Genomic DNA, 23,473 nt, shown 5'->3' with positions numbered 1-23,473 from the left:
CAAATGAAAAACTTTAAACTGATTGTAATAGCATTGCTCGCTATGCTTGCTTCTTGTAGTGAAGATGATGATACGCAGCAAGAAGAACAGCAACAACAAGAAGAGGAAACACAATTAATTGTAACTGCAGATTTTGATTTTGAGTTAGCTGTAGAACAAAACAAAGCTGTAGTTACTTTAATTAATTCTTCTGAAAATGCGACAAATTACGAATGGTCTTTTCCAGACGCTATTTCTCAAAATTCAGCAGAAGAAAATCCGATTGCAACTTTTACAGAAAATGGAACTTTCCCTATCTCTTTGACAGCATCTAATGGAGAAATAGAAAGCACCAAAAGTATTGAAATTACGATTGATACTTTATATGAACACGTTCCTTATAAATATTTAGAAAATGATGGAATTTTCATGTATTATGAAACAGATAATGAAGTTGCATATCAGAGTTTGATTCCTGATGAATTTGAAATGCCAAGTCGTATGCTAGTTTTTGCTTTCATTAATGATTTTTACAAATTGGATTATGATGCAACACCTTATAAAGAAAATGCCATTTTTATTCTTGTAGAATATCAAGGTGTGGAATATTGGCACTGTGTTTATATGCCAGTAACAGATGAGGTTTCAATGTGGGCAGGAATCATTGGTTTAGGATTACCTAAAACATTGGGAGAAATCAATTTTACTAGAGAAGAACCTCTTTACTATGGAGACGGAACAAATCCTCTAGGAGGTACGATGGAAGTTAGTCTAAATACAGAAAACTATACAATTGATGAAGCTGCAAAACAAGAGATGATAGAATTATCGACACTTAAAAATTTACAATTCAGAAATGGAGAAATCATTGTTTTAGGTAAAACAGGAACAGGAAATAGCATTTTTGAAACAGCGGATCAATTCCCAAGTATCGTTTCTATCACTTTTGGTGAAGCAGAAGTTGTTACCAATACGGAATCAATTCCATTTCATCATCCTTTAGACTTAACACCATCAAACATGATTGGAGCCTATTATTTAATTAATAAAGCTTCTTTTAGTCTGACTGGAGACCCTTTTTAACGTCTTTTTCTTTACCTTGTAGTGGTTTAAGATTTTTAAATCACTACATTTTTTTAAAAAAATTATGAACTTTACCATAAATAAAAAAGCGAGTCTGATTATCCAAGTTATTTTTTGGATTCTATATTTCTTACTTGTATTTAAGTTATTAGAGATTAATAATCGTAATGATTTCAAAACTCTTTTTCAATCAATTTGTATGGTATTAACTTTTGCTAGTATAAGTTATTTCAATGCTTTTGTATTAATACCAAAACTTTTTACCAGAAAAAAATATGTGATTTATTCTTTGATAATTCTTGCTATTATAGTGATTACGCCATTCTTTTATTTATGGATTGTGAAAACGCTGCAATCTATAATTTGGCCAATAGAAAATACATTCAGAACTTTTTCATTTCCAGGTAGAGCAAATAATAGGTTCATTCGTCTTTTAATTCCTACAATTATTTTTCTTTTTGGAAGTACTACAATTCGTCTGATTTTAGATTTTTCGAAAAATGAAAAACAAAGGATTCAAATTGAGAAAGAACGATTGTTGGCAGAAACAAAATTTTTACGTTCTCAGATGAATCCCCATTTTTTTCTGAATGCTTTAAATAATTTGAATGCAATTATCCGACTTTCTCCTGATAAATCTGAAAAATACATAAATACTTTAGCTGATATGATGCGCTATGTTACTTATGATTGTAAGAATAATTGGGTACCGATTCAAAAAGAGATCAATTATATCGAAAACTATATTTATTCACAAAAAATAAAAGATGACGACATCGTAGTGACATTTGAGACGAATATTGAAGATGAAAATACACAAATAGAACCAATGTTGTTAATGCCATTTATTGAAAATTGTTTCAAATATGGAGTTTTTGACGATGGAAAAAAACATCCGATACAAATCAATATTAAACAACACGAAGGAAAAATATATTTTACATGTGAAAATAGCATTAATACAAATGCTAAAGTAAATTCTGATCCAAGTTATAGTGGTTTAGGAATTAAAAATGTAAAAGAGAGGTTAGAGGTTAGTTATGCAAGCAAACATGATTTAAAGATTAATATAATTGATAATGTTTTTAAGGTAAAATTGGAATTAGGTAAGATTTTTTGAGTAATAGTTTCAACAAAAATTTATAATAAAGTAAAAAAGAGTCCTACACTTTATAATCATAATTAGTTTTTATTAAACATTAACATGTTTGAGTTTATATAGGAGGGTTTCACATCAATTGTGTTACTCTCCTATTTTTTTTGAAGTTTTAAATTTATTTTTTCAATAATTCTTACATTCTGTATATTAGCTAATATTTACAACAAAATGAAAAAATCTATTCTTGTTATTGTAGTTTTATTCTCTACAATTTTCCAATCGTGTGACACTTCAACATTTAATCAAAATCTTAAAATTGATCATTCCGAAACAAGTTTTCTTAAAGAAGTTGATTCTATAGTAATTCAAAAAATGAACGAATATAATATTCCTGGAATTTCTATAGGAATCGTTAAAAATGACTCTATAATTACAGCCAAAGGATATGGTTTTAGAAATATTGAAACTAAAAAACCTATTACTGAAAATTCGGTATTTCATACAGCATCTGTTAGTAAATTATTTACCGCTGAAGCTATCATGAAACTTGTAGAACAAAATAAAATTTCACTTGATGATAAATTAATAGAAATAATTCCAGAAATTAAATATGACGATGAAAGAGTAAAAGAGATTACTATCAAAAATCTTTTAAATCATACTTCTGGATTACCTGATATTAGTAATTATCACTGGAATAATAACAATCAATCTGAGAATAGTTTAAAGGAGTATGTTTTAGAGCTTGATTTAGATCTAGATTCTAAATCTTCTACGGAATATCAGTATAGTAATTTAGGCTATGATATTTTAGGTTATGTAATCGAAAAAGCTTCAGGTACTACTTTTGAAGATTTCGTTCAAAAAAATATTTTGAACAAAAATAAAATGAACAATAGTGATTTTAGGTATTTTAATATTTCTGATTCATTAAAAACTTCACCACATTCAAAAAGCTGGATAACAAAAAGCATATACATTAGAGATACTTATCCTTATACAAGAGAACATGCAGCAAGTAGTACTTTAAATACTTCTACTAAAGACCTAAATAAATGGATGATTTCTTTTCTCCAAAATTTAGAAAATTCTGACTCAAAAGATTTATACACTTCTATGATAAATTCTTCTTTCAGCTCCTATCCATATATCGGTCTAGGGTTTCAATTAAACGAAATAAATTCAAAAAAATTAATTGGACATTATGGTGGTGATAAAGGATTTAGAAGTTATTTAATTATGATTCCTGAAGAAAAAATTGGAATAGTAGTTTTAGGAAATTGTGATTATAATGAAGATTTCAGACAAGAAATTATCCATCCAATTGCAAAATTGATGCTAAATGAATAGCAAAATATTTGAAATAACCTTTCCGGAATATTTATTGCTGTAAAAAATAAAAAATCTTATGAAAAAAATACTTCTTCTATTCTTACTAATTTTCACATATAGTTGTGCAACAAAAGATATTAAATACGATCGCAATAAAATTTTAACTAAATATACACCAAAATATACAGTATTGGTTGATATGGAAAAGACTAATTTAGAAACTCTCTTTTTAGATAAAAATAATATTGAGAAAGTTGAAATTGACAAGAAAAATAGAGAACTGAGAATCACGCAACGAAAACAGGTAGAATTTTATGAATTAAAAAATCTAAAATTAGATAGTTTATCATTAAACAATGATATCAGTTTAGTAGTTATTGATGGAGTTCCAATCAAAAAAAATCTAATAGAAAAAGTGAAAATTGATACAAATGCAATCAAAAATGTAACAATATTGACAAAAGAAGTTTTGAATAATTCTATTCTGTGTAAAAGACATGATGGAGATATTTTAATCATAACTACAAAGTATTAATTTGGTTTTATGAATAAAATAAATTGAAATGAAATATACTTATATTTTACATTTTAAAAACTCGAGAATTTCTAATGTTGAAATCCTCTTTGATTTGGATAGAGAATTGAAAAATTTTGAGATTATCAACGAATTAAATGTAAGAGAAATAAAGAAAATTAAAGCTTTGTATCAAGGAAAGCTTTTTGAAATTACTTTTGAAAGTTTTGAAAATTTTCCAGAAACCATTTGTATTCTAACAGAAGAAAAATATAATCTTGTGGATAAAAAAGGGATTTTAAAATTACTTTGGAGATTGATGTATTGGAATTATAAAGTCGACTATAGCCAAATGGAAATTTTAGAAAAAGATACTTTTGATTTAATTAATGAACGATTTGAAAATCGTTTTATCAATCCGAGTAAGATTCATTCTCTTTTGAAAACTAAAATCAACCCAATTGAATTTGAATTTTCCGAAGTAAAAAAAGCTGAATTATAATATTTCGAATAATTAATGGTTTCGAATATACAATTAAATATTCAACATTTATTTTCATAAAAATCAATTAAAAACAAAAAAATTGAGGATTTTAACAATTTAAGAGTCTTTTTTATTTGGAACTAATCTTAATAAGAATTATTTTTGCTCCATAATGAACATGGAATTACTACATACATCAACTTATTTTAGCAGCTATCAAGATGCTGAAAATCAATTATTTTATATCGATTTTGGAAACAAAATTGTAACACTTACATTTCATGAATTTCTTCATTTAAAACACAAAATTAGATTTATGAGTTCTCCAAGATATTTGGAACTTGTTATTAATTCAAGAAATATCGAAATCTTGACTTTGTGTAATAGAAAACACCTTTTTATTTTGGATGTTCCTCAGATTTTAGACTTACAAAATCTTGTTCAAAATACTTGTCAAATATTTGAAGCTGAAAGCTTAGTTTTAGCATAAATTATTTAGATTTAATCTACCTTTAAATTAAAAAGATTAACAAAATCATAAGAATTATATTTTTATATTTAGTACACTAACTAAAGTATTGATTATGAAAAATATAATTAGACAAAAAACAAGTATCCATACCGATATTATGGAACTGTTAAACGAGCAGATATTTGCAGAACAACACGCTTCTTCTGCATACCTAGCGATGGCTTCTTGGTGTGATCAAAACGGATATTTACAATCAGCTGATTTCTTCTATAAAAACGCTCTTGAAGAAAGAGAACACATGATGAAAATCTTTAAATATGTTTTAGACAATGGTGGAGCTTCTTTTTCGCCAGAGGTATCAAACATCAATCATGAGTACGAATCTTTAAAAGACGTTGTAGAAACAGCTTTAGACATGGAAATTTCTGTTACTCAGAAAATCTATAACATCGTTAAAGAAAGTAGAAGAGTTGGAGATGTAGGAACAGAAGTCTTTATGCAATGGTTCGTAACAGAACAATTAGAGGAAGAACAAAAATTTAGAGATATTCTAGATATGATTCACCTTATGGATGGAGCTGCACAGCAATTCATCGACGAAAGAATGAAAAATTATTTATAGACAATAATTTTATATAGTTTGAAAACAAAAAGGTTACTATTTCTAGTAACCTTTTTTCAAACCTTGTAAAAACCTTAAATATAAAATTTATATTTAAAAATTAAATAAATAGAATATTCATCAATTGAACGTTGAACCAATATTAAACACAATCTAAATAGCGTTTTATAATATGATGCATTTAAAAATATTCTTTTATTCAACCGTGAAATAATTCTATATGTTCAAATCTAGTTATTCTAGATTTATCTTTTATTATAAAAAGCTAACTTCACCTGAAGCTACATCATACACAGCTCCAACGATGTCAATCTCTTTATTATCGTACATTTCTTTTAAAACTGGACTTTTCTCTAAGATTCCATCCACATTAAAATGAACATTTTTCTCAACTACTTTCTGTACGAATGATCCGTTGCTTGAAGATCTATCTCCAGTTTCCTCAACAGCATCTACAGCAGGCATAATGTTATCTAACATTGGAGTAATATTTCCTAACTCCACGTGATCACACGCACCTTTTACAGCTCCACACCCAGAGTGCCCTAATACAACAACTAATTTAGAACCTGCAACTTTACAAGCATACTCGATTGACCCTAAGATATCCGTATTAATAAAGTTACCCGCTACTCTAGCATTGAAAACATCACCAATTCCTTGATCGAAAACGATTTCTACAGGAACTCTTGAATCAATACAACTTAAGATTGCAGCAAAAGGATATTGTCCTGTTGCAGTATTATTTACTTGCTCTAAGTAATTTCTATCAATTTTGTTTTTATCTAAAAAACGTTTGTTTCCTTCTTTTAACATTTCTAATGCTAATGCAGGATTAATCTTGTCTTGAGATTCTTTAGATTGAGTGATATATTCAGCCATTTTTATATTTAATTAATTAATTGTTTTAAAAACTAGATCGGTATAAAATTTTGTGATGCAATTTTTATCCTCAGTAACGGAAGTAAGTTTTGGCAAATGCTCCGCAAAATAATATTGATGGTGTGCACCCTCAATTACCGTAGAAACTAACATATTAGCACTTACAAAAGATGGATTTATTTCTAAAATCACATTACTAATACGTATCACCATATTTTCATAACCTGAGAAAAAACCTTCTTTATGTTCTTCATCAACTTCTTTTGTCAAATATGCTTTTGATGATTCTGAAATTACAATTCTATTTAATTTTACCTCATTAATATGCAAGAAATTACTATCCTCTTCTATTGGCTCTGTTACAATTTTAACAGCTCTTTTCAAACGTTCTTCAGCAGAATTAATATTGATTAGATTAAATACTAATTTGTATTCCATCCATGCCCAATACCATGCTGTAAGATATAATAATAATTTGTGTTTGCTTTCGAAGTATCTGTAAATAGAAGCTTCTGTAGAAGATATAGAAACTGCCAATTTTCTAAAAGTAAATGATTCGAATCCTATCTCATCAATTAAATCAATACTACCAGATATGATTTTTTTTCCTAAATCACTCGACTCAGGATTCTTTAAATAAATATTTTCGTTAACTCTAATCTGTATGTTTGAAAATAAATCTTTCATTTTTCCTTTACTTATATGCAAATATAATAGTATTACTATTAAATGCAAATATTTGAACTATTATTTTTTATTAAAATCTTAAGATTTTCAGATGCAAATAAGTTACCAAAATAGTAGTAAATTTAAGTAAAATTTTTGCATCAAATATTATGAGAGCTACAATATATCTAATTATTGCAACATTCTTTTGGGGTTTAAATTATTATTTAGCCAAAATAATGCTTAAACAAGTAAATTTTGTAGAAGCTGGTTTTTGGAGATATCTATTTGGTGCTATTACATTATTTTTCATTTCTTTAAAAACATTTCCAAGTCTCAAATTAATTAAAAAAAGAGCTTGGGGAATTATACTCGTTGGAGTTATTGGTCTTTTTGGTTTTAATTATTTTTTCTTTTTAGGTTTAATTAAAGGTTCCGCTGTTAGTGCATCTCTTATTATCAGTTTAAACCCAGCGATGACTCTACTCCTATCCTTTTTTATACTTAAAACAAAACTTGAAATCAAACATATCATCGGTGTAATTTTCGCTTTTATCGGTGTAATTTACTTAATTCTGAAAGGAAATTTCTCTGGTTTAGGAATGCTTACCTTCAGTAAAAGTGATTTATACATCCTGATTTCATGTGTTGTTTTTGCTTTTTATAATGTTTGGGTTAAAATCTATTCTGTTGATTTTTCAAATACCAGTTTTACGTTTCTTACAAGCTTAGTTTGTGTTATTACCTATGCTTTTACTATTCCATTTTATGGTTTTAATACCGATTTTTCTCACAACCTCGAATTTTGGTTAGCCGCAGTTGGTGTTGGAGCTTTAGGTACTGCCGTTGCTTATTACACCTGGAATCTTGGAATTAAAATAAAAGGTGCTGGTCAAGCTGGAATTTTCATGAATCTTATTCCACTTTTCACAGCTGTTTTAGGTTTACTTTTCGATGAAAAACTTTACCATTATCATTATGCAAGTGGACTAATTATCATCTTAGGAATGATTATCATGAATTTTAAACTTAAAAAGAAAAAAATTCAGACTTCTACACCATAATTATTCAAAGTTTCCTTTAAATCCGAAATAATAGATTCTTTCAAATGATCTGGTTTTAAAACAACTGCATTAGAACCATATTGTGCCAATTGCATTTTGAACTCATAATTAATGGCTAAAACATATTCCACAATTACTTTGTCTTCATAGGTTTTATCCGTTATTTTTTGAGAGGTATGCAAAGGCAAACTTTTCAAATATTCTAATTGAATTTTCGAAAAAGCTACTTCTACCAACTCAATCTTTTTATTTTGCCTGTTTAGTCCTACAATATGATTAAACAAATCCAATTGATCTTCATATTTCTGAATATTAATTTTCTTCTTATTTCCAATTTTCAAATCTGAAATACGATCAATCCCAAAAACTCTAATTTCTTTCTTATTTGTAGGAAGCCCAATTACATACCAACGATTTTGATATGCTTTTAATTTTATTGGAGAAATACTATAATCTGTACTTTTTTCTTTCTTAAAATTATAATGAACAAAATTCAGAATCTTCTGCCCTTGAATAGCTTCCATGATGATCGGAAGATGCTCTAAACCTTTAAATTGATGTTCTTTATCAAAATCAATAAAATTCAAAGTCTTACTAGTTTCATTGATACTTTTGGTAAAAAACTGAGCCGAAGATGCCATTTCCAAATAGTGAAAAAGGCTACTTATTTGTTGTTTCGAATTTATTTCTTCAGGAATAAAATATCCTTTATGCAATCGGTCGTATTGACAATCGATTCCAAAATTGGATTTCAAAGCTCTTAAATCTCGCTCCAAAGTTCTGTCAGAAATATAAATTTCTTTTTTTTCTAGAAATTCAATTAGCTCGGATTTAGAAGGATAATTTTCTTGTAATAATCGTTCCATCAATAATCGGAAGCGATTTGCAATTTCGTAATTCATTATATTAAATCGTCATTTTTTGGCGATGTAAGATAATATCTTTGCTATGAAGAAAAAAGAAAAAGTAGATATTTTTAAATTAGTAAGACTAAAAAATATTGAAAAAGAAAAAGTCCATTTTAAAAGTCTTAGTGTAAGATTTTTGTTTGATTTATTTGTTAAGAATTATTAAAAAAACCTGTACTTTAACTAGTACAGGTTTTGATTTTTTATTCTACTAAAACTGCTTCTTGTGCCCAATCTGGAAAAGGGTTATTCACACCTCCCATCATACCTGATACATGCACTATATTTCCTTCACAATCCGAAAACATTGTCATAGTTTCATCAGAAAATAAATAATATGTCTGTCCATGATATTTATACTTTTCCCCCCACACTTGATTTTCACCAGCATCACAATTATTTTCATTTATAATATTATAGTACAATTTTTCTCCAATCCCACCAAAATTATTAGTTAAATATGAATTATAAAAAGCGTCGGCAGAAGGAGCATAATTATTATACCCACAATATCCAGCTAATTGTCCTTTATAATTATATACTTTAAATCTAAATATTGTAGTACATTCTAAACAATCGTTTACAACATAATAAGTATCTCCTATACCATTGCACATAGCAATCATTCCATTTTTACCTGAATTTTCTAATTCATTTTTCTTATCATTTAACCAAGAAATATCTTCAATTGGAGTAGTAAAATCAAAATGATTTGTATAAAAATTACCCACTAATTCAAATTCAGATGGTAAACATAAAAATCCTTCTCCAACTTCTGGTGAATAACATAATCTATATGGATCAAGATAAAATTCATCACCCTCTGGGTAAGCTAGTACATAAACAGGGTTTCCAGAACAATCATAAATTTTATTAGAAACTACATTAAAAGTTCCATGATTATCAGACACAAAATCATTATATTCCTTAATCACAACGTAATAAAAGTCTTTCACTTCACCATTACTCATTTCTTTATTTACCGTGTAGAATTCAACATCTACAACATTTTCATTTATCAAATCATTAACCCAAGGAAAACTTCCCATTAAATCATTTAAATCAAATTCACAAAAAGCTTGACCTTGTTCTTCTTCTTCTTCTTCTTCTTGTTGCTGTTCTTCTTCATTTTGCTGTTCTTCTTGATTTTCTTGAGTTGCATCATCTTCACTGTCACATGAGATAAAAAATATAGCAAAAGCTGCTAAATAGAGTAATCTTGTAAGGTTTTTTTTCATAATTATATTTATTTAAAGGATTAAAATTCAATAGCAAAAGTGGAATTTAAATTGTATATTTTTTTCAAAAGCAACATAATCCTCTTAACAATTTAAAGTCTATAGTAATTTTCATATAACACAAAAAACCTATTTTAAAAAGAGTTTTTCATGTATTTTATTTTCAAATTTAACATATTTAATATTAATATCATAATTATTACTGATAAAATCTTTAATAAAAAAATATTATTTCAAAACCATTAAAATTTATATTCGTAAAAAAATTCTATATATCTTTAATCTTATAATCTATCAAATCAATAAAGTTTCTTAGTCTAGATTATTTTTCAAAATGCATATCACTAAAGACATTCATCAAATAGCAATTTATTTTTCATAGAACTTTCTTATTTTTCAAAAAACAAACCTTAATTATTTATAAACTATTTATTTTTAACATTATAAATTATATTTCAATAACAACTCTAAATTATTTCCTCAACAAAAACTTCGCTTTCACACTAACTATCAAAGCTTTATCTTTTTTAAAATCTTTTATTCAATTTCCGTACAATTTCTGTAAATTTGTGCGATGAATAATTTTTAGTTTTTTAAATTTATGTTTCAAAAAATTAATTTTTAAAATTCATCCAAAACAAAATTTTATTAAAAATTAAAATATGAAATACGACGTTATCATTATAGGAAGTGGTCCTGGTGGATATGTGACTGCAATTAGAGCATCACAACTTGGATTCAAAGTTGCAGTTGTTGAAAAAGAAAATTTAGGGGGAATTTGCCTAAATTGGGGATGTATTCCTACAAAAGCATTATTAAAAAGTGCTCAGGTATATGATTATTTAAAACATGTAGATGATTACGGATTAAAAGCTGAAGCAATTGATAAAGATTTCCAAGCAGTAATCAACCGTAGTAGAGGTGTTGCTGAAGGAATGAGCAAAGGTGTTCAGTTCTTAATGAAAAAGAATAAAATTGATGTAATTGATGGATTTGGAAAAATCAAACCAGGAAAGAAAGTAGACGTAACTGCTGCTGACGGAACTGTTTCTGAATATTCTGCAGATCACATCATCATCGCTACTGGAGCTCGCTCTCGTGAGTTACCAAACTTACCACAAGACGGAAAGAAAGTTATCGGATATAGACAAGCTATGACTTTACCAGAGCAACCAAAGAAAATGATTGTTGTTGGTTCAGGAGCTATCGGAGTGGAGTTTGCTCACTTCTACAACTCAATGGGAACTGAAGTTACTATTGTTGAGTTCTTACCAAACTTAGTTCCTTTAGAAGATCAAGACGTTTCTAAACAATTCGAAAGATCTATGAAGAAATCTGGAATCAAAGTAATGACTAACTCTTCTGTAGAGTCTGTAGATACTTCTGGTGAAGGAGTTGTTGCAACTGTAAAAACTAAGAAAGGTGAAGTTACTTTAGAAGCGGATATCGTTCTTTCAGCAGTTGGAATTAAATCTAACTTAGAAGGAATTGGATTAGAAGATGTAGGAATCGTAACGGATAGAGATAAAATCTTAGTAGATTCTTCTTATAAAACAAACATGCCAGGATACTACGCTATCGGAGATGTAGTTCCAGGACCAGCTTTAGCACACGTTGCTTCTGCAGAAGGAATCACTTGTGTAGAGCGTATTGCTGGAATCGATACAGAATCTATCGACTACGGAAACATCCCAGGATGTACATATGCTACTCCAGAGATCGCTTCAGTTGGTATGACAGAAAAGCAAGCTAAAGAAGCTGGATATGAGTTAAAAGTTGGAAAATTCCCATTCTCTGCATCTGGAAAAGCAAAAGCTGCTGGAACTCCTGACGGATTCGTAAAAGTAATCTTTGATGCTAAATACGGAGAGTGGTTAGGATGTCACATGATCGGAGCTGGAGTTACAGACATGATCGCTGAGGCTGTTTTAGGTAGAAAATTAGAAACTACTGGACACGAAGTATTAAAAGCTGTACACCCACACCCAACAATGAGTGAGGCTGTAATGGAAGCTGTAGCGGATGCTTATGATGAAGTAATTCACTTATAAGAATCACAAAATATAAAAAGAAAAACCAGAGTTAATTCTCTGGTTTTTTTTTGCTTTAAGCTTAAATTTTCACTTTATATTGGAGCTTCCCATTTTTCTTCGTTTCCAAAAAACTCAGAAAAAGGTCGGGCTTTCCGTTATATCTTTTGCTGCAAAAATGCAGGCAGCAAAAGGATGCCACTACAATCCCTAAGCCAGAAAAATCAAAATCACTTCAATACATCAATGTAAAGTGACATAACTGTATCCATTTTATTCAATATCTCATTTGTCTGAACAATAACTAAAGACGGCATCAAATAACCTTTATTAAGATCAAACGTTTTCTTTGAAAAATCCCAATGCTTTTTCAATAAACCTAGCTCTTTATTAATCTCTTCCGTGTTCAAAAGAGACTCGCTTAAAATTCCTAAATATTCATTGTATTTTTCAATTTCTTTCAGTAATGCCTTCTCAATATGAGGATTCGGAACCTCCCAATAAAATGCCAAATAATAAATCGCTATTTTCTGAGAAATTATTCTCTGTTCCCCAATTTTAGTAATATAATACGAATTTGACATTCGTAAATAATCTTCAATAGATTTAACGGTTAACTCTGTTCTCTGCAATAATCTCGCAGCCTGACTCAACAGAAGGGATGCATTTTCTTTTGAAGGCTTTTGAACAATATTTATGCGAAATTCAGACCATAAACCATAAACATTTTCCAAGGTTTTTTTCATTTCATCTGTTGGAGCATACTCTTTTAACAAAAGATAGTTCTCTTCAAACTCAGAGGCGGCTAAATCTAATTCTTTAACAGCTTCTTCTTTCTTAACGTCTGCGCCTATCATCAGATAACATTTTAACATTCGCTGAGAAATTAAATCCTGAGCTTTAGAGAGTCTTAATGCCTCTAAATTTGTAATTTGTGCATATCCAATACAGATATTAAATAAGACCATACTTAATAATAACTTTCCTTTCATAATTAACTAAAATTATATTTTTAACTTTTTCTTTAATTTATATGTTATTTTTTAACATAAATAACCAATAATTTTTCAGAAAGCAATATTAATAAATATTCATTAATTAGAAAAAACTAACTCTTATTTTTTAATTTAAAAAATGTGTTATTTGTTCTATTTACCACTAACTGTCTCTTTCCATTCGTGTTTCAAATAATACAAAGCATCTTCCAAAGCATCTTTAGAAGATTTCGGATTAAAATCCAATTCTTCTCTAGATTTAGAAATATCATAATCCTGATGTAAACCATAAAACATAGCTACATAATGCCTTTGCAACTGAGGTTCTTTTCCTGAAATTTTACTTCCAAACTCCATCAATCCTGCAATAGAATACAATAATGATTTCGGAACTTTTTTAGGTATTTTTAATTTCAATTCCGGAAAAATTTCAGAAGCAATTTTTACGGTATCTTGCAAAGAAGTATGTTTTTCATTTGACAAAATATAGCGTTCTAAATTCCTTCCTTTTTGCATCGCATTATACATTCCCAGTGCGACATCTTTCACATCAATCCAATTTAAAGTCATTCCTGTATCTACTGGAATTTTCCCTTGTAAAACTTGCATCACAATATTGTTGGAATAACTTAATTTATGAGCTTCTCCACCAATCATCGCAGACGGAAGCACCACAACCGTTCGAATTCCATACTCCTCTCCTAGTTTTAAAGCTAATTTATCCGAATCATTTTTAGAATTGTAATACCAATTTCTTCTGTCTTTATTATAACCATTATCTACATGTGCTGGTAATTTTGTAAAGTCCAAACTAGCAACCGAACTCACATAAACAATATTTTTCACACCATATTCTTTTGCAATATCAAATACATTTTGGGTTCCTTGTAAATTATGATCATAAATAGCTGTTTTCGGATTTTTCGCCCACATGCAAAAATTTGCTGCTACAGCATAAATATTCGAAATTCCCTGAAATGCTTTTCTTAAAGAATCTCTATCTGTAATATCTGCTTGCACTAGTTCGCAATCCAAACCTTTAAACGGCTCTCGATTTTCAATATTTCTTACAGTAGTTCGTACTTGATGATTTTTAGAAAGTAATAATCGAACCAAATTATTTCCCAAATGTCCGTTCCCACCAGTTACTAATGATATTTCTTTGCTCATCTTTATTTTATTAATGTTTAAGCAAATTTCAGTAGCTAGTAGGAATATAAAAATAACATTTGTTAGAAAGTGATTTGTTTTCTTATTCTACTCAAAGATTGTGGTTCCATTCCAAGAAAAGAAGCAATATTTTCTATCGAAACATGGAGTGCTAGATTTGGTTGTTCTTTCAAAAATTTAAGGTAGCGTTCTTTTGCAGTAAGCATCTGAAAATCTTGTACGCGCTTTAATTTACAACTCAAATGTTCACTTGTTAATTTCTTGATAAATAATGGCCAAAATTTGGTTTTATTTTGCAAAACATCAAAGTTTTTTTTCGAAAGTTTAAAAAGAGTACAATCCGTAATTGTTTCATAATAATCAATTGTAGGTTTTTGAGAGATAAAACTATCTAAAGAAGTGAAAATATTATCCTTATCTACTAAATGTTGAATCACCATTTTCCCATCTATATTTTGATATCCTTTTACAATTCCTGAAGAAATAAAATATACGTATTGCTCCACCATTCCAGCTTCTAAAAGAGTTTTTTGCGCAGCAACTTCAGAAGTTTCAAAATACTTTTGAATTATTTCTTTATCTTTTTCTTCTAAAGAAACTCTCGATTCTATAAAACTTATTAGATTTTGCATTTTGTATATCTTTTTAATCATTAAATTTTCTCAAACCATCTTCCAAAAATTGTTTGAATTTTAAATACTCATTTTTGGAAACATAGCCTATAGGTTCTGTAAGATCTGATTCTTTCCAATCGGTAATTGTAAAAAATGGTTGAGAATTATTTTGATACTTTATAATTTGTTTAGCTGAAAAATACTTCCCTATAGTTTTAAAATTAGTTTTTTCCTGAATTGAATCTGGCAAAGGTGTACGGGAATCAACATGATAATATCTAATTAAAAATTTCTCTTGTAGATTTTTTTTTAATTCTTTATGAGCCAAAGTACCCCAAATTACATTTCGATCTCCTAAGCAAGCATAACAACCATAAATTGTTAAAATTGGTTTATTTTGTTCTTTTGCACATTTATTCAAAGGACCAAAATCATCATAAGTAATATTCAAATTTAAATACAGTTCTTCATAGTTTTTATTATTTTCGAAATTTGTCAAATCGCACAAATTTGATTTATTTTCATTACAAGAAACTAATATCAAAAAATTTAATCCGAATAAATACTTAAGGTAGATTTTCATCAATTTTCTTTTATTTCTCTATTTTCATCTAAACTATATTCACCACCACAACCAGTTGCCTCGGAAAGAAAGGCTTTTACATTTTGTTTTGTTTGCGTTTTTACTTCGTTCCAACATTCGGATAGAAATTCACTTAAAAGCTCTACTTCTAAATCATAATAATCACATTTTTCTTCGAATAAATCTTCCTCTGTAAAACCTTCTAAATTTAATTCTTCAACTATTTCTTCAAAAATATAATAAAGAGTCATATTCAAATCATTAAATTCAAAACTAGGAAAATCTTCACTTTGATCGTAGGTTGCAATACCAATTGAAAAATACTGAGCTAAATAATAATAAACAGAATAAATTTTAGTCTCTCCTTCCATAGAAGATTTTGATTCAAAATCAGATGTTTGAGCATGATGAAACATTTTTAAAACATCTTCTTTTATTGGATTTAATACAAAGTCAGAATAAAATTTCTCCCATGCTTCGAATATAATTTCATCGAGTTTTTCATAGTCTTCTTCATAGTCTAAATCTTTTAATTCTTTTTCTAAAAAGTAATAAATTTCACTTGCATTCTCCCAATGCTCTTTTAATAAATCAGATTTGATTTCTGTTTTTTCCATAACATATATAATTTAATTATTTACTAATTCTTGTAGATCATTTTCATAATCTAATATTTTATTCTTCACGCCACAAGTCTTTATTAATTTTGAATCACTTTTAAAGTATTCAAATAAAAATTTAGATTTGTGAAAACATTTTTTATCATTTGTTATAAAAGCTTTACATAAAGACCCATATGCAGAGTGTTTAGAATCATTAAGTAAATTAGAATAATTACTTTTATTATTCATATCGTCAGGAAAAAAACCTATCAAATCTAAACTAGTGTATGCTGCCATATAATAATCAATATAAGTTATTGGATTTTTATCTGTATTACCTCTTAATTTTAATCTAAATTCTATAAGATCTTTAAATGAATTAAAAATTTTCATTTTTCTTAATAATTCTTCAATTTGTTTAACTGAAAAATTACATACATTTTTAGGATCAGTCTTGAAATAATTCCGTAAAACATCATCTCTTACCTCTCCATATTTTGCATTCATCAACTCTACACTTTTATGCAGTTTTAAAGATGAATTATCTAAGATTTCTTCATCAAAAGAATTTGAAAAGTCAACTGCATTAATTTTATCAATAACAATATTTTCATTTCCAAAATATTTCACTAGTACAATATCGTTTGTCCATTTTGATAAATAATTAAGATCTAATTTTCTTAAATTATCATCCTTACTTTTTCTTAAATCTCCAATATGTGCATCTGAATAAACTAAATAATATTTATCTTTAATTTCTTCTAAAAATGATTTTAGTCTTATATGTGGATAATGTTTAGGGCTTTTTAATATTGAATATAAATTCCAATCAATGTATATTATATCTTTTTCAATCAAAACAATTTATTTTAAATCATAAAAACACCTGACACTAAAAAATATTTAAATAAAATTTCATAGCAGCAGATGTTCAAATATAGAAGATTTTTTAATAAATCTCGTTTGATAAGAAAAGTATTATTTTCCTGATTGAATTATTGTTATTCCATCAAAATAATTTCCAGCTTGCAAACTAATAATCAGAGATCTTTTGTTTTCTGTTGGATTTTCTGTCATAAAAATGTGTAATTCTTTCGCATTTTTTCTTTCCACCTTAAACTCGTTTTCTTCTATTATAAAATTATCTTGAGAAGTATCCAGTTGTTGCAAATCATAATTTGAATCTCCATTTAAACTTATTCCATTAATCCACCAGCTTGCTCCTTCTGTAGTAATAAGTACCGAATTAGATTCGGCATTAATACTTAATTCTTTTTTAGAGATTTTTATAATGTCTTGCCACTTACCATCTAGCTCTTCCGAATCATCTGAATCACATGAAATGAAACTTAAAAACAAAACTGTAATAATACTTAATAGCCATTTTTCTTTCATAATTTTATTTTTTATTTAAATGTAATTTCGTCAATTTATCAACTGTGATTATTCTATTTGTGAATGAGTTTATTGTTAAACGAATATTTCTTTCTTCATTTGTGATATAGATATTTTTGCCAGTTTTTATAAAGTTTTCTTCTGATGTTTCTGTAAGAATATCTAAAATCATTTTTTCTATTTCATTTTTGGAAAGATTTAAATTCAGCTTTTTGTTAATTCTTCCATAAACTAATTCTGTATAACAAATATTCTTTAAAATCAAATTCTTATAAGTACTCATATTTTCTTTTATGTTGTTTTTTAATTAAACATTCGGATTATATAAAAAACTCATATAACCGAATATCGAAATTAAAATTAAAACATTCATTTATATGATACTAAGTATTAAGTTTATATTACAATTTTATGGAAAAGTAAAATTTAGCAAGAAAGAGAATTTGCAAAAGGGATTGTAGTGGAAAGCTTTTGTTTTTCTGAAAAATTAGAATTTCTTAAGAACCGGAGGCGACCTTAGAAGCCCACGGATTCTTTAGAAATTCTTTTTTCAGAAGGACAAAACTTGAAGCGGAAAGCCCGACCCTGTTTTTAAACAGGGTTTTGCCCAAATTGTATTTTTTCAATACAAAAAAATCTTATAAAACTTTAGATTATAGTTTTACAATTTTCTTTGTGATTTGGCTATTTTGAGTTTTTAAAGTAATAAAATAAATTCCTTTTTCTTTTGGTAATTCTACTTTATTATCTCCGATAGTCAAGTTTTTAGAAATCATTTTTCTACCAGCTAAATCATAAACTTCTACTGAAGATTCTTTCTCAACATTATTGATAAAGATAGCTCCTGTTGTAGGGTTTGGATAGAATTTTACATTTTCGAAATCAAACTCTTCTTCCGATAATGGGTTAATCCAGTTTTCTCCGATTTTATTACCCCAAATATGTTCTACTAATTCAGGAAAATCGATAAATGGATTTCTGTTATCTTGGTATGAGTAAATCACATTGTTTCTATTCATCTCGAAATCAGAAACTGGATCTTCACGATGCCACTCTAATAATGCCTCTAAAGTCCCGTGGAAAGGTTCTTTGTTATATTGAGAAAAAATAGTTTGTGTTAACTCTAAATCTGGCTCATTATTATCACCTTCATATCTTGTAGCCATGTAAAAAATCATACGAGCAACGTCTCCTTTCACCTCATCTCTTGGTTCGAAAGTCCATTGATTTGTATCAGTATACGAACCTGTTTCAAAAGATCCGTCAATTACCATAGAACAATCATCACAATTATCAAAAGCTCTGTTAGATCTTGTACTATTTACACTTCCATCAAGAGGTCTTAAGTGGTGCGTATCTGTTCCAGCTCCTTTAGAAGTTCCGAAATCTCCTCTAGATTTTGCCCAAACGTGCTCTCTTGTCCAACCATTTCCACTATTATATTCCTGAGCAGCATCCACAGATCTACCAGAATAGATTAAAATAACATTGTCTTCATTTTCTGGATCTTTGTCGGCTTCTTTCAAAATATCCCAAGTATCTGTACTTGAAGAAGTGTAAGAAAATTCTGTGTGGTCTTTGATAATGTGGTATAAAGAAGTTTTTAAATCTTCTCCTGTTTTTCCGTGAGCGGAAAAATAATAATCTGTAGGAGCTTGCGAGAATCCTTGAACACAAAATCCTCCTACGCATAATAATCTAAGTAATAATTTCTTCATTTTTAGTGTCTTTTATAATTTTTAAAAAGCAGGCTAAATTAACATTTTACTAATACTTTTTAAGATTTTCTTGGTAATATTTTGGTTATCTAATAGTTAATTTAGATATCTCATTTCATCTCTTAACTTTAAAACACTATAAACAACTGATTTTTAACATTTTAGAAACATTTTATTATGCATTCTTTAAAAGACGATATAGATTATATTCAATTTTGCTCTTCAAATTCTGATTTGAAAACAATTAAGGAAAAGTATGTAAATACAGAAATTTATGAGGAAGTTGTACATTTTTTAAACTGGTTTTACCCTGAATGGAAAACAAGAGCTGGTTTAGGATATTGGTCTCCGGAATTTATTTTGGATATTATCGTTGAGAATGAGCAAATATTTAATAATAAAGACTTTGAAAGAATTGATAAGCTACATCATATTTATAAATACACTTCTTTAGCTTATTTAAAATCAAAAGAAAACTATAAACATGTTTTTAAAAGTTGGTGTTTGAAAAAATTTTATGCAACAAAAAACGACATTGTAGAGTATTTAAGTACGGAAAATAGAAAAAAAATGTTCAAAATGTTTGTAAACAAAGTTGGAAAACAAGTTATTTATCCGTTATAAAAAACATAACATATTAAAAAACAGTATATTAAATCACAAAACATCATACTTACACATTCTCGTAATTCATTGTATTTTCCTTTATAATTTATTGTATTTTTTGTTAAATTGCAGGAAAATTAACATAAGATATAATGAGAAAATCCCCACTTTTGATTATTATTTTTCTTTTAGGAAAAATATTAAGTCTATCTGCCCATAATTATGGCAGTTATGAATCCTTAAACAATTTCGAAAACTTTTTTGCTCCATTTACTGTCACACAATCTGGTGGAGAAGACGAAGGACCTGGTGGTGTTGGTGACACAACTGAAGACACTGGTGATGTAGTTCTTTGGCTGGATGCAAATGATTTATTTAATTTAGATAATGATGAAACCTTGGCAGATAATTCCTCTTTACCTACATGGAAAAGTAAAGGAATTTATTCAAATGTAAATTATACAACTACAGATTTAACTAAAACTCCTGAAGTACGACATGATGAGGCGAATGGTTTAACATCTGTTTATTTTGATGGGCAAGATTTATTAAGTGAAAGTTCTGGAACATTTTTAGACTTCTTTAATCCTAATTATATTACAGGAGAAATGTATGTAGTTCTTAAAGCCGAATCAAATGGAGCTAAATCTTCTTTATTCAGTGGTACTTCATATGAATTAAACTATGTAATGGATAATGGAGGTGGTAATAATGTAATTGGTTATCAAAACGCATTTGGAGGAAACTTCCCTACAACTCTTCAAAGTCAATTAGATCAAGTAAATCCTACTATTTTAAAAATATCTATTGAAAGTACTGTTGCTGGAAATCCTTTTGCACCCTTGAACATGACTGTTAATGAAATTAATGGTACAGCAGTAACTACGACATTACCACCTGCGCAAGGAGGGTTTATTTTAAAAAATCTTGGAAATTTATTGAAAGGACATGTTTTTGAAGTTGTTTTTTATAACAGAGATTTGAATACTCTTGAAGAAACTATTTTAGAAAATCACTTTTCAGCTAAATACAATATAGGAACTAAAACAGAATATCAAGGAGATAATTCTGATTATGACTATAACGTTCTTGGAGTTGGAAAATTACTAAATATTCCAAACCCAGCACCTCTATCTACTTTAAATGCTAAAAACAAATTATACTCTATTGAGTCAACAGAATTAAATATAAGCCCGACAGGATCTTATATTTTTTCAGGTACAAATAAATCAAAAAATGACGTAGTATTTATAAATCAAAGTGGAAATAATTATAGAACTTTTGATACAAATTGGAAAATTGATTTTACAAATATTCCAAATCCGACTACATTAACCTTTACAATAAACACCAACAGAATTGATGGTTTTGATAATGAAGTAAGCTATAATGATCCTGATGGATGTGCTAAAACTTTATATTTACTGAAATCAAATGGTATTACTGATGATATTATTTTTAATGAAACATCTCCTATTGATATTTCAACAGCTTATAATGCAACAAATTCTACATTGACAATTCAAATGGAAAATTCTGGAGTTGGAGCTTCATTAATAGATAATGTAGTATTTACTTTAGGATATAGAAAAGATATTATTAAAGCAACTGGAAGTAGTGGAAATAATGATTTTGACTCACCAGATAATACTGTATTTTTATCAGAGGATGATAAATGTAAAGATTTATTAATTCCTGCAGGAATGACTGCAAGAATTACAAGATATGCAAAAGTAAGAACTCTAACCGTTGAACCTGGAGCAATATTATTAATAGATGATGGATTTGTAGGTGGTGAAAACACACGTTTAGAAGTTACAAAAAACATCCATAATGATGGTGAAATTCGTTTATTAAATGGTGCTCAACTAATACAATCTCATGAAGGAACTGATTTTAACTCAGGAACAGGTAAAATTCTATTAAACAGAGAAATTGAAAACTCTTCAATTTATCAGATGGATTATTTAAGTTCACCTGTACATACAATTGATTCTGACACTTATTCTATTTTAGATGTTATGAAAGACGGAACTTCTACAGGAGTATTTGACGATTCGAATGCTTCAGGTAATTTTAATGATATTAACTTTATCGGTGGACATGATGGAAGTGATTCTCCTTTTGGAATTGCTGAATATTGGATTTTTAGTTATGAAAATGCAAATCAATATTCTGATTGGATATCAAAGAAAAAAGATGGAAGAATAAACCCTGGTTTAGGATATACTATGAAATTTGCAGGAGTAGATAGAACTTTTGTATTTGAAGGAAGTCCAAACAACGGAGAATATAAACACCCTCTTACTAATGGTAATGAAATTTTAATAGGAAATCCATATCCATCTGCTTTAAATGCTACAGAATTTTTCAATGATAATTCAACAATAATTGAAGGAACAATTTATTTTTATGATCACATTGGAGGGACTGGACATGGAATTGAAGAATATCAGTCAGGATATGCAGTTCTTAATATGATTACTGGAGTTCCTGCTACAGTACAAAGCTCTTATGATGGAACAGATGTTTCTAGTTTCGTGAAAGCTCCTAAACAATATATCCCTATAGGGCAAGGTTTTATGGTGAAAGGTAAAGCTGATGGAGAAGTTGTTTTAAATAATTCTCAAAGAACAGCATATTTTGAAAATGATGATGATTCTGTTTTCTTCAGAAATGGAAGTTCTCCTCTTTCTCTATTAAAATTAAATATTTTATTTGATGATATGACTAATAATGAAATCAAATCTCAAATTGCAGTTGGTTTCAAAGAAGGATTTACAACAGGTCATGATTATGGAGCTGATTCAGAAAACATTTCTCCTACATCAACTCAAGTTTATTGGGATTTCCCAAATACTGAGAAAAAATATGTTATTACAGGAATTGAACCAATAGCATATGAAACAAGAGTTCCTTTAACTATTGTTTCTGAAAAGAATGGTGATTTCACTTTTTCAATTCATGAGAAAACAAACATCGATTATAGTATTTATCTATATGATGAATTAGAACATATTGCTTATAATTTAAATGGAAATGTAACTGTAAACCTTGAAGAAGGTGAACATAAAGATAGATTCTTTATTACTGCTTCTCCTTGGGGATTAAATGTTGATGATATCGTTTCTGAAAAAGATTTTACAATTTTCACAAAATCAAATACTAAAGAAATTATAATTAAAAACACAGGACATTCTATCTCTGATGTTGAGCTTTACAATTCTTTAGGACAAAAAGTTCAAAATTGGAATACAAATTCTATTGCATCTGAAATTAATTTACCATACCAAACTTTAAAAACTGGTATGTATATCTTGAAGTTTAAAGCTGGAGATTCTATTATTTCGAAAAAATTATTTATCGAATAATAGTTTTTTTCTACTATATCTTAAACAAAAAACTCCAATGAAAATT

At 28.2% G+C, this 23,473-nt stretch carries 24 protein-coding genes; 11 read left to right on the top strand and 13 right to left on the bottom strand.

What is annotated here, in order from left to right:
* The first annotated feature begins 3 nt into the window (after positions 1–3).
* The 7 genes from I0K12_RS09650 (at position 4) to I0K12_RS09620 (ending at position 5,585) form a co-directional block, all read left to right on the top strand.
* A complete protein-coding gene (locus I0K12_RS09650) occupies positions 4–1,062 on the top strand; it encodes an acetoacetate decarboxylase family protein (protein WP_196887487.1) in 1,059 nt (352 codons plus the stop codon).
* 64 nt (positions 1,063–1,126) lie between these two features.
* Positions 1,127–2,182, top strand: coding sequence for a sensor histidine kinase (locus tag I0K12_RS09645; protein WP_231372731.1), 1,056 nt, complete (start codon positions 1,127–1,129; stop codon positions 2,180–2,182).
* Between the two features lie 207 nt (positions 2,183–2,389).
* The gene (locus I0K12_RS09640) at positions 2,390–3,511 is read left to right on the top strand and encodes a serine hydrolase domain-containing protein (protein WP_196887483.1); all 1,122 of its coding nucleotides are present in this window, start codon (positions 2,390–2,392) and stop codon (positions 3,509–3,511) included.
* A gap of 58 nt (positions 3,512–3,569) precedes the next feature.
* Complete coding sequence (locus tag I0K12_RS09635; RefSeq protein WP_196887481.1) at positions 3,570–4,028, top strand: hypothetical protein; 459 nt, start codon at positions 3,570–3,572, stop codon at positions 4,026–4,028.
* Between the two features lie 28 nt (positions 4,029–4,056).
* Positions 4,057–4,509 (top strand): hypothetical protein, encoded by a 453-nt coding sequence (locus I0K12_RS09630; RefSeq protein ID WP_196887479.1) that lies wholly within the window; start codon positions 4,057–4,059, stop codon positions 4,507–4,509.
* Positions 4,510–4,669: 160 nt separating this feature from the next.
* Positions 4,670–4,981, top strand: a complete 312-nt coding sequence (locus tag I0K12_RS09625) for a hypothetical protein (protein ID WP_196887478.1) — start codon at positions 4,670–4,672, stop codon at positions 4,979–4,981.
* 94 nt (positions 4,982–5,075) lie between these two features.
* Positions 5,076–5,585, top strand: coding sequence for a ferritin (locus tag I0K12_RS09620; RefSeq protein ID WP_196887477.1), 510 nt, complete (start codon positions 5,076–5,078; stop codon positions 5,583–5,585).
* A 255-nt stretch (positions 5,586–5,840) separates the two neighbouring features.
* Here the strand turns inward: I0K12_RS09620 and I0K12_RS09615 are convergent, their stop codons facing one another.
* Complete coding sequence (locus I0K12_RS09615) at positions 5,841–6,467, bottom strand: carbonic anhydrase family protein (protein WP_196887476.1); 627 nt, start codon at positions 6,465–6,467, stop codon at positions 5,841–5,843.
* Between the two features lie 12 nt (positions 6,468–6,479).
* On the bottom strand, positions 6,480–7,154 hold the full coding sequence (locus tag I0K12_RS09610; protein ID WP_196887475.1) for a TetR/AcrR family transcriptional regulator: 675 nt from the start codon (positions 7,152–7,154) through the stop codon (positions 6,480–6,482).
* A 149-nt stretch (positions 7,155–7,303) separates the two neighbouring features.
* Between I0K12_RS09610 and I0K12_RS09605 the strand changes: the two genes are divergently transcribed.
* Positions 7,304–8,197 (top strand): DMT family transporter, encoded by an 894-nt coding sequence (locus I0K12_RS09605; protein ID WP_196887474.1) that lies wholly within the window; start codon positions 7,304–7,306, stop codon positions 8,195–8,197.
* Here I0K12_RS09605 and I0K12_RS09600 read toward each other — a convergent pair.
* Together I0K12_RS09600 and I0K12_RS09595 are read right to left on the bottom strand one after the other, a co-directional pair.
* On the bottom strand, positions 8,179–9,099 hold the full coding sequence (locus I0K12_RS09600; protein ID WP_196887473.1) for a helix-turn-helix transcriptional regulator: 921 nt from the start codon (positions 9,097–9,099) through the stop codon (positions 8,179–8,181). The genes I0K12_RS09605 and I0K12_RS09600 overlap by 19 nt on opposite strands.
* A 209-nt stretch (positions 9,100–9,308) precedes the next feature.
* Positions 9,309–10,343 (bottom strand): hypothetical protein, encoded by a 1,035-nt coding sequence (locus I0K12_RS09595; protein ID WP_196887472.1) that lies wholly within the window; start codon positions 10,341–10,343, stop codon positions 9,309–9,311.
* 662 nt (positions 10,344–11,005) lie between these two features.
* Here I0K12_RS09595 and lpdA point away from each other — a divergent pair.
* Positions 11,006–12,394, top strand: a complete 1,389-nt coding sequence (gene lpdA, locus I0K12_RS09590; RefSeq protein WP_196887471.1) for a dihydrolipoyl dehydrogenase — start codon at positions 11,006–11,008, stop codon at positions 12,392–12,394.
* Positions 12,395–12,603: 209 nt separating this feature from the next.
* On the opposite strand, the gene I0K12_RS09585 is transcribed toward lpdA, so the two are convergent.
* From I0K12_RS09585 to I0K12_RS09545, 9 genes are all read right to left on the bottom strand, one after another.
* Positions 12,604–13,230, bottom strand: a complete 627-nt coding sequence (locus tag I0K12_RS09585; RefSeq protein ID WP_196887470.1) for a hypothetical protein — start codon at positions 13,228–13,230, stop codon at positions 12,604–12,606.
* Between the two features lie 291 nt (positions 13,231–13,521).
* A complete protein-coding gene (locus I0K12_RS09580) occupies positions 13,522–14,538 on the bottom strand; it encodes an NAD-dependent epimerase/dehydratase family protein (protein WP_196887468.1) in 1,017 nt (338 codons plus the stop codon).
* A 62-nt stretch (positions 14,539–14,600) separates the two neighbouring features.
* Positions 14,601–15,170 carry a Crp/Fnr family transcriptional regulator gene (locus I0K12_RS09575; RefSeq protein WP_196887467.1) on the bottom strand — a complete coding sequence of 190 codons (570 nt, stop codon included), beginning with the start codon at positions 15,168–15,170 and terminating at the stop codon, positions 14,601–14,603.
* 13 nt (positions 15,171–15,183) lie between these two features.
* On the bottom strand, positions 15,184–15,735 hold the full coding sequence (locus I0K12_RS09570) for a hypothetical protein (RefSeq protein ID WP_196887465.1): 552 nt from the start codon (positions 15,733–15,735) through the stop codon (positions 15,184–15,186).
* Positions 15,735–16,352, bottom strand: coding sequence for a hypothetical protein (locus tag I0K12_RS09565; protein ID WP_196887463.1), 618 nt, complete (start codon positions 16,350–16,352; stop codon positions 15,735–15,737). The genes I0K12_RS09570 and I0K12_RS09565 overlap by 1 nt, the downstream gene beginning before the upstream one ends.
* Before the next feature lie 12 nt (positions 16,353–16,364).
* Positions 16,365–17,195 (bottom strand): hypothetical protein, encoded by an 831-nt coding sequence (locus tag I0K12_RS09560; protein ID WP_196887461.1) that lies wholly within the window; start codon positions 17,193–17,195, stop codon positions 16,365–16,367.
* 120 nt (positions 17,196–17,315) lie between these two features.
* Entirely contained in the window at positions 17,316–17,732 is a 417-nt protein-coding gene (locus tag I0K12_RS09555; protein ID WP_196887459.1) for a hypothetical protein, read from the bottom strand.
* A gap of 4 nt (positions 17,733–17,736) precedes the next feature.
* Positions 17,737–18,015, bottom strand: a complete 279-nt coding sequence (locus I0K12_RS09550) for a DUF3781 domain-containing protein (protein WP_196887457.1) — start codon at positions 18,013–18,015, stop codon at positions 17,737–17,739.
* A 370-nt stretch (positions 18,016–18,385) separates the two neighbouring features.
* Positions 18,386–19,450: an endonuclease gene (locus I0K12_RS09545; RefSeq protein WP_196887455.1), complete on the bottom strand. Its 1,065-nt coding sequence runs from the start codon at positions 19,448–19,450 to the stop codon at positions 18,386–18,388.
* A gap of 177 nt (positions 19,451–19,627) precedes the next feature.
* Here I0K12_RS09545 and I0K12_RS09540 point away from each other — a divergent pair, with 177 nt between their 5' ends.
* Both I0K12_RS09540 and I0K12_RS09535 read left to right on the top strand, forming a co-directional pair.
* Positions 19,628–20,074 (top strand): hypothetical protein, encoded by a 447-nt coding sequence (locus I0K12_RS09540; RefSeq protein WP_196887453.1) that lies wholly within the window; start codon positions 19,628–19,630, stop codon positions 20,072–20,074.
* 134 nt (positions 20,075–20,208) lie between these two features.
* Entirely contained in the window at positions 20,209–23,427 is a 3,219-nt protein-coding gene (locus I0K12_RS09535; protein ID WP_196887451.1) for a T9SS type A sorting domain-containing protein, read from the top strand.
* Positions 23,428–23,473: the final 46 nt, after the last annotated feature.

Source organism: Aureivirga sp. CE67 (assembly GCF_015767245.1).
Lineage (GTDB): Bacteria > Bacteroidota > Bacteroidia > Flavobacteriales > Flavobacteriaceae > Aureivirga.
Note: the sequence above shows the minus strand (reverse complement) of the source record. Positions and strands in the feature narration are given on the sequence as shown.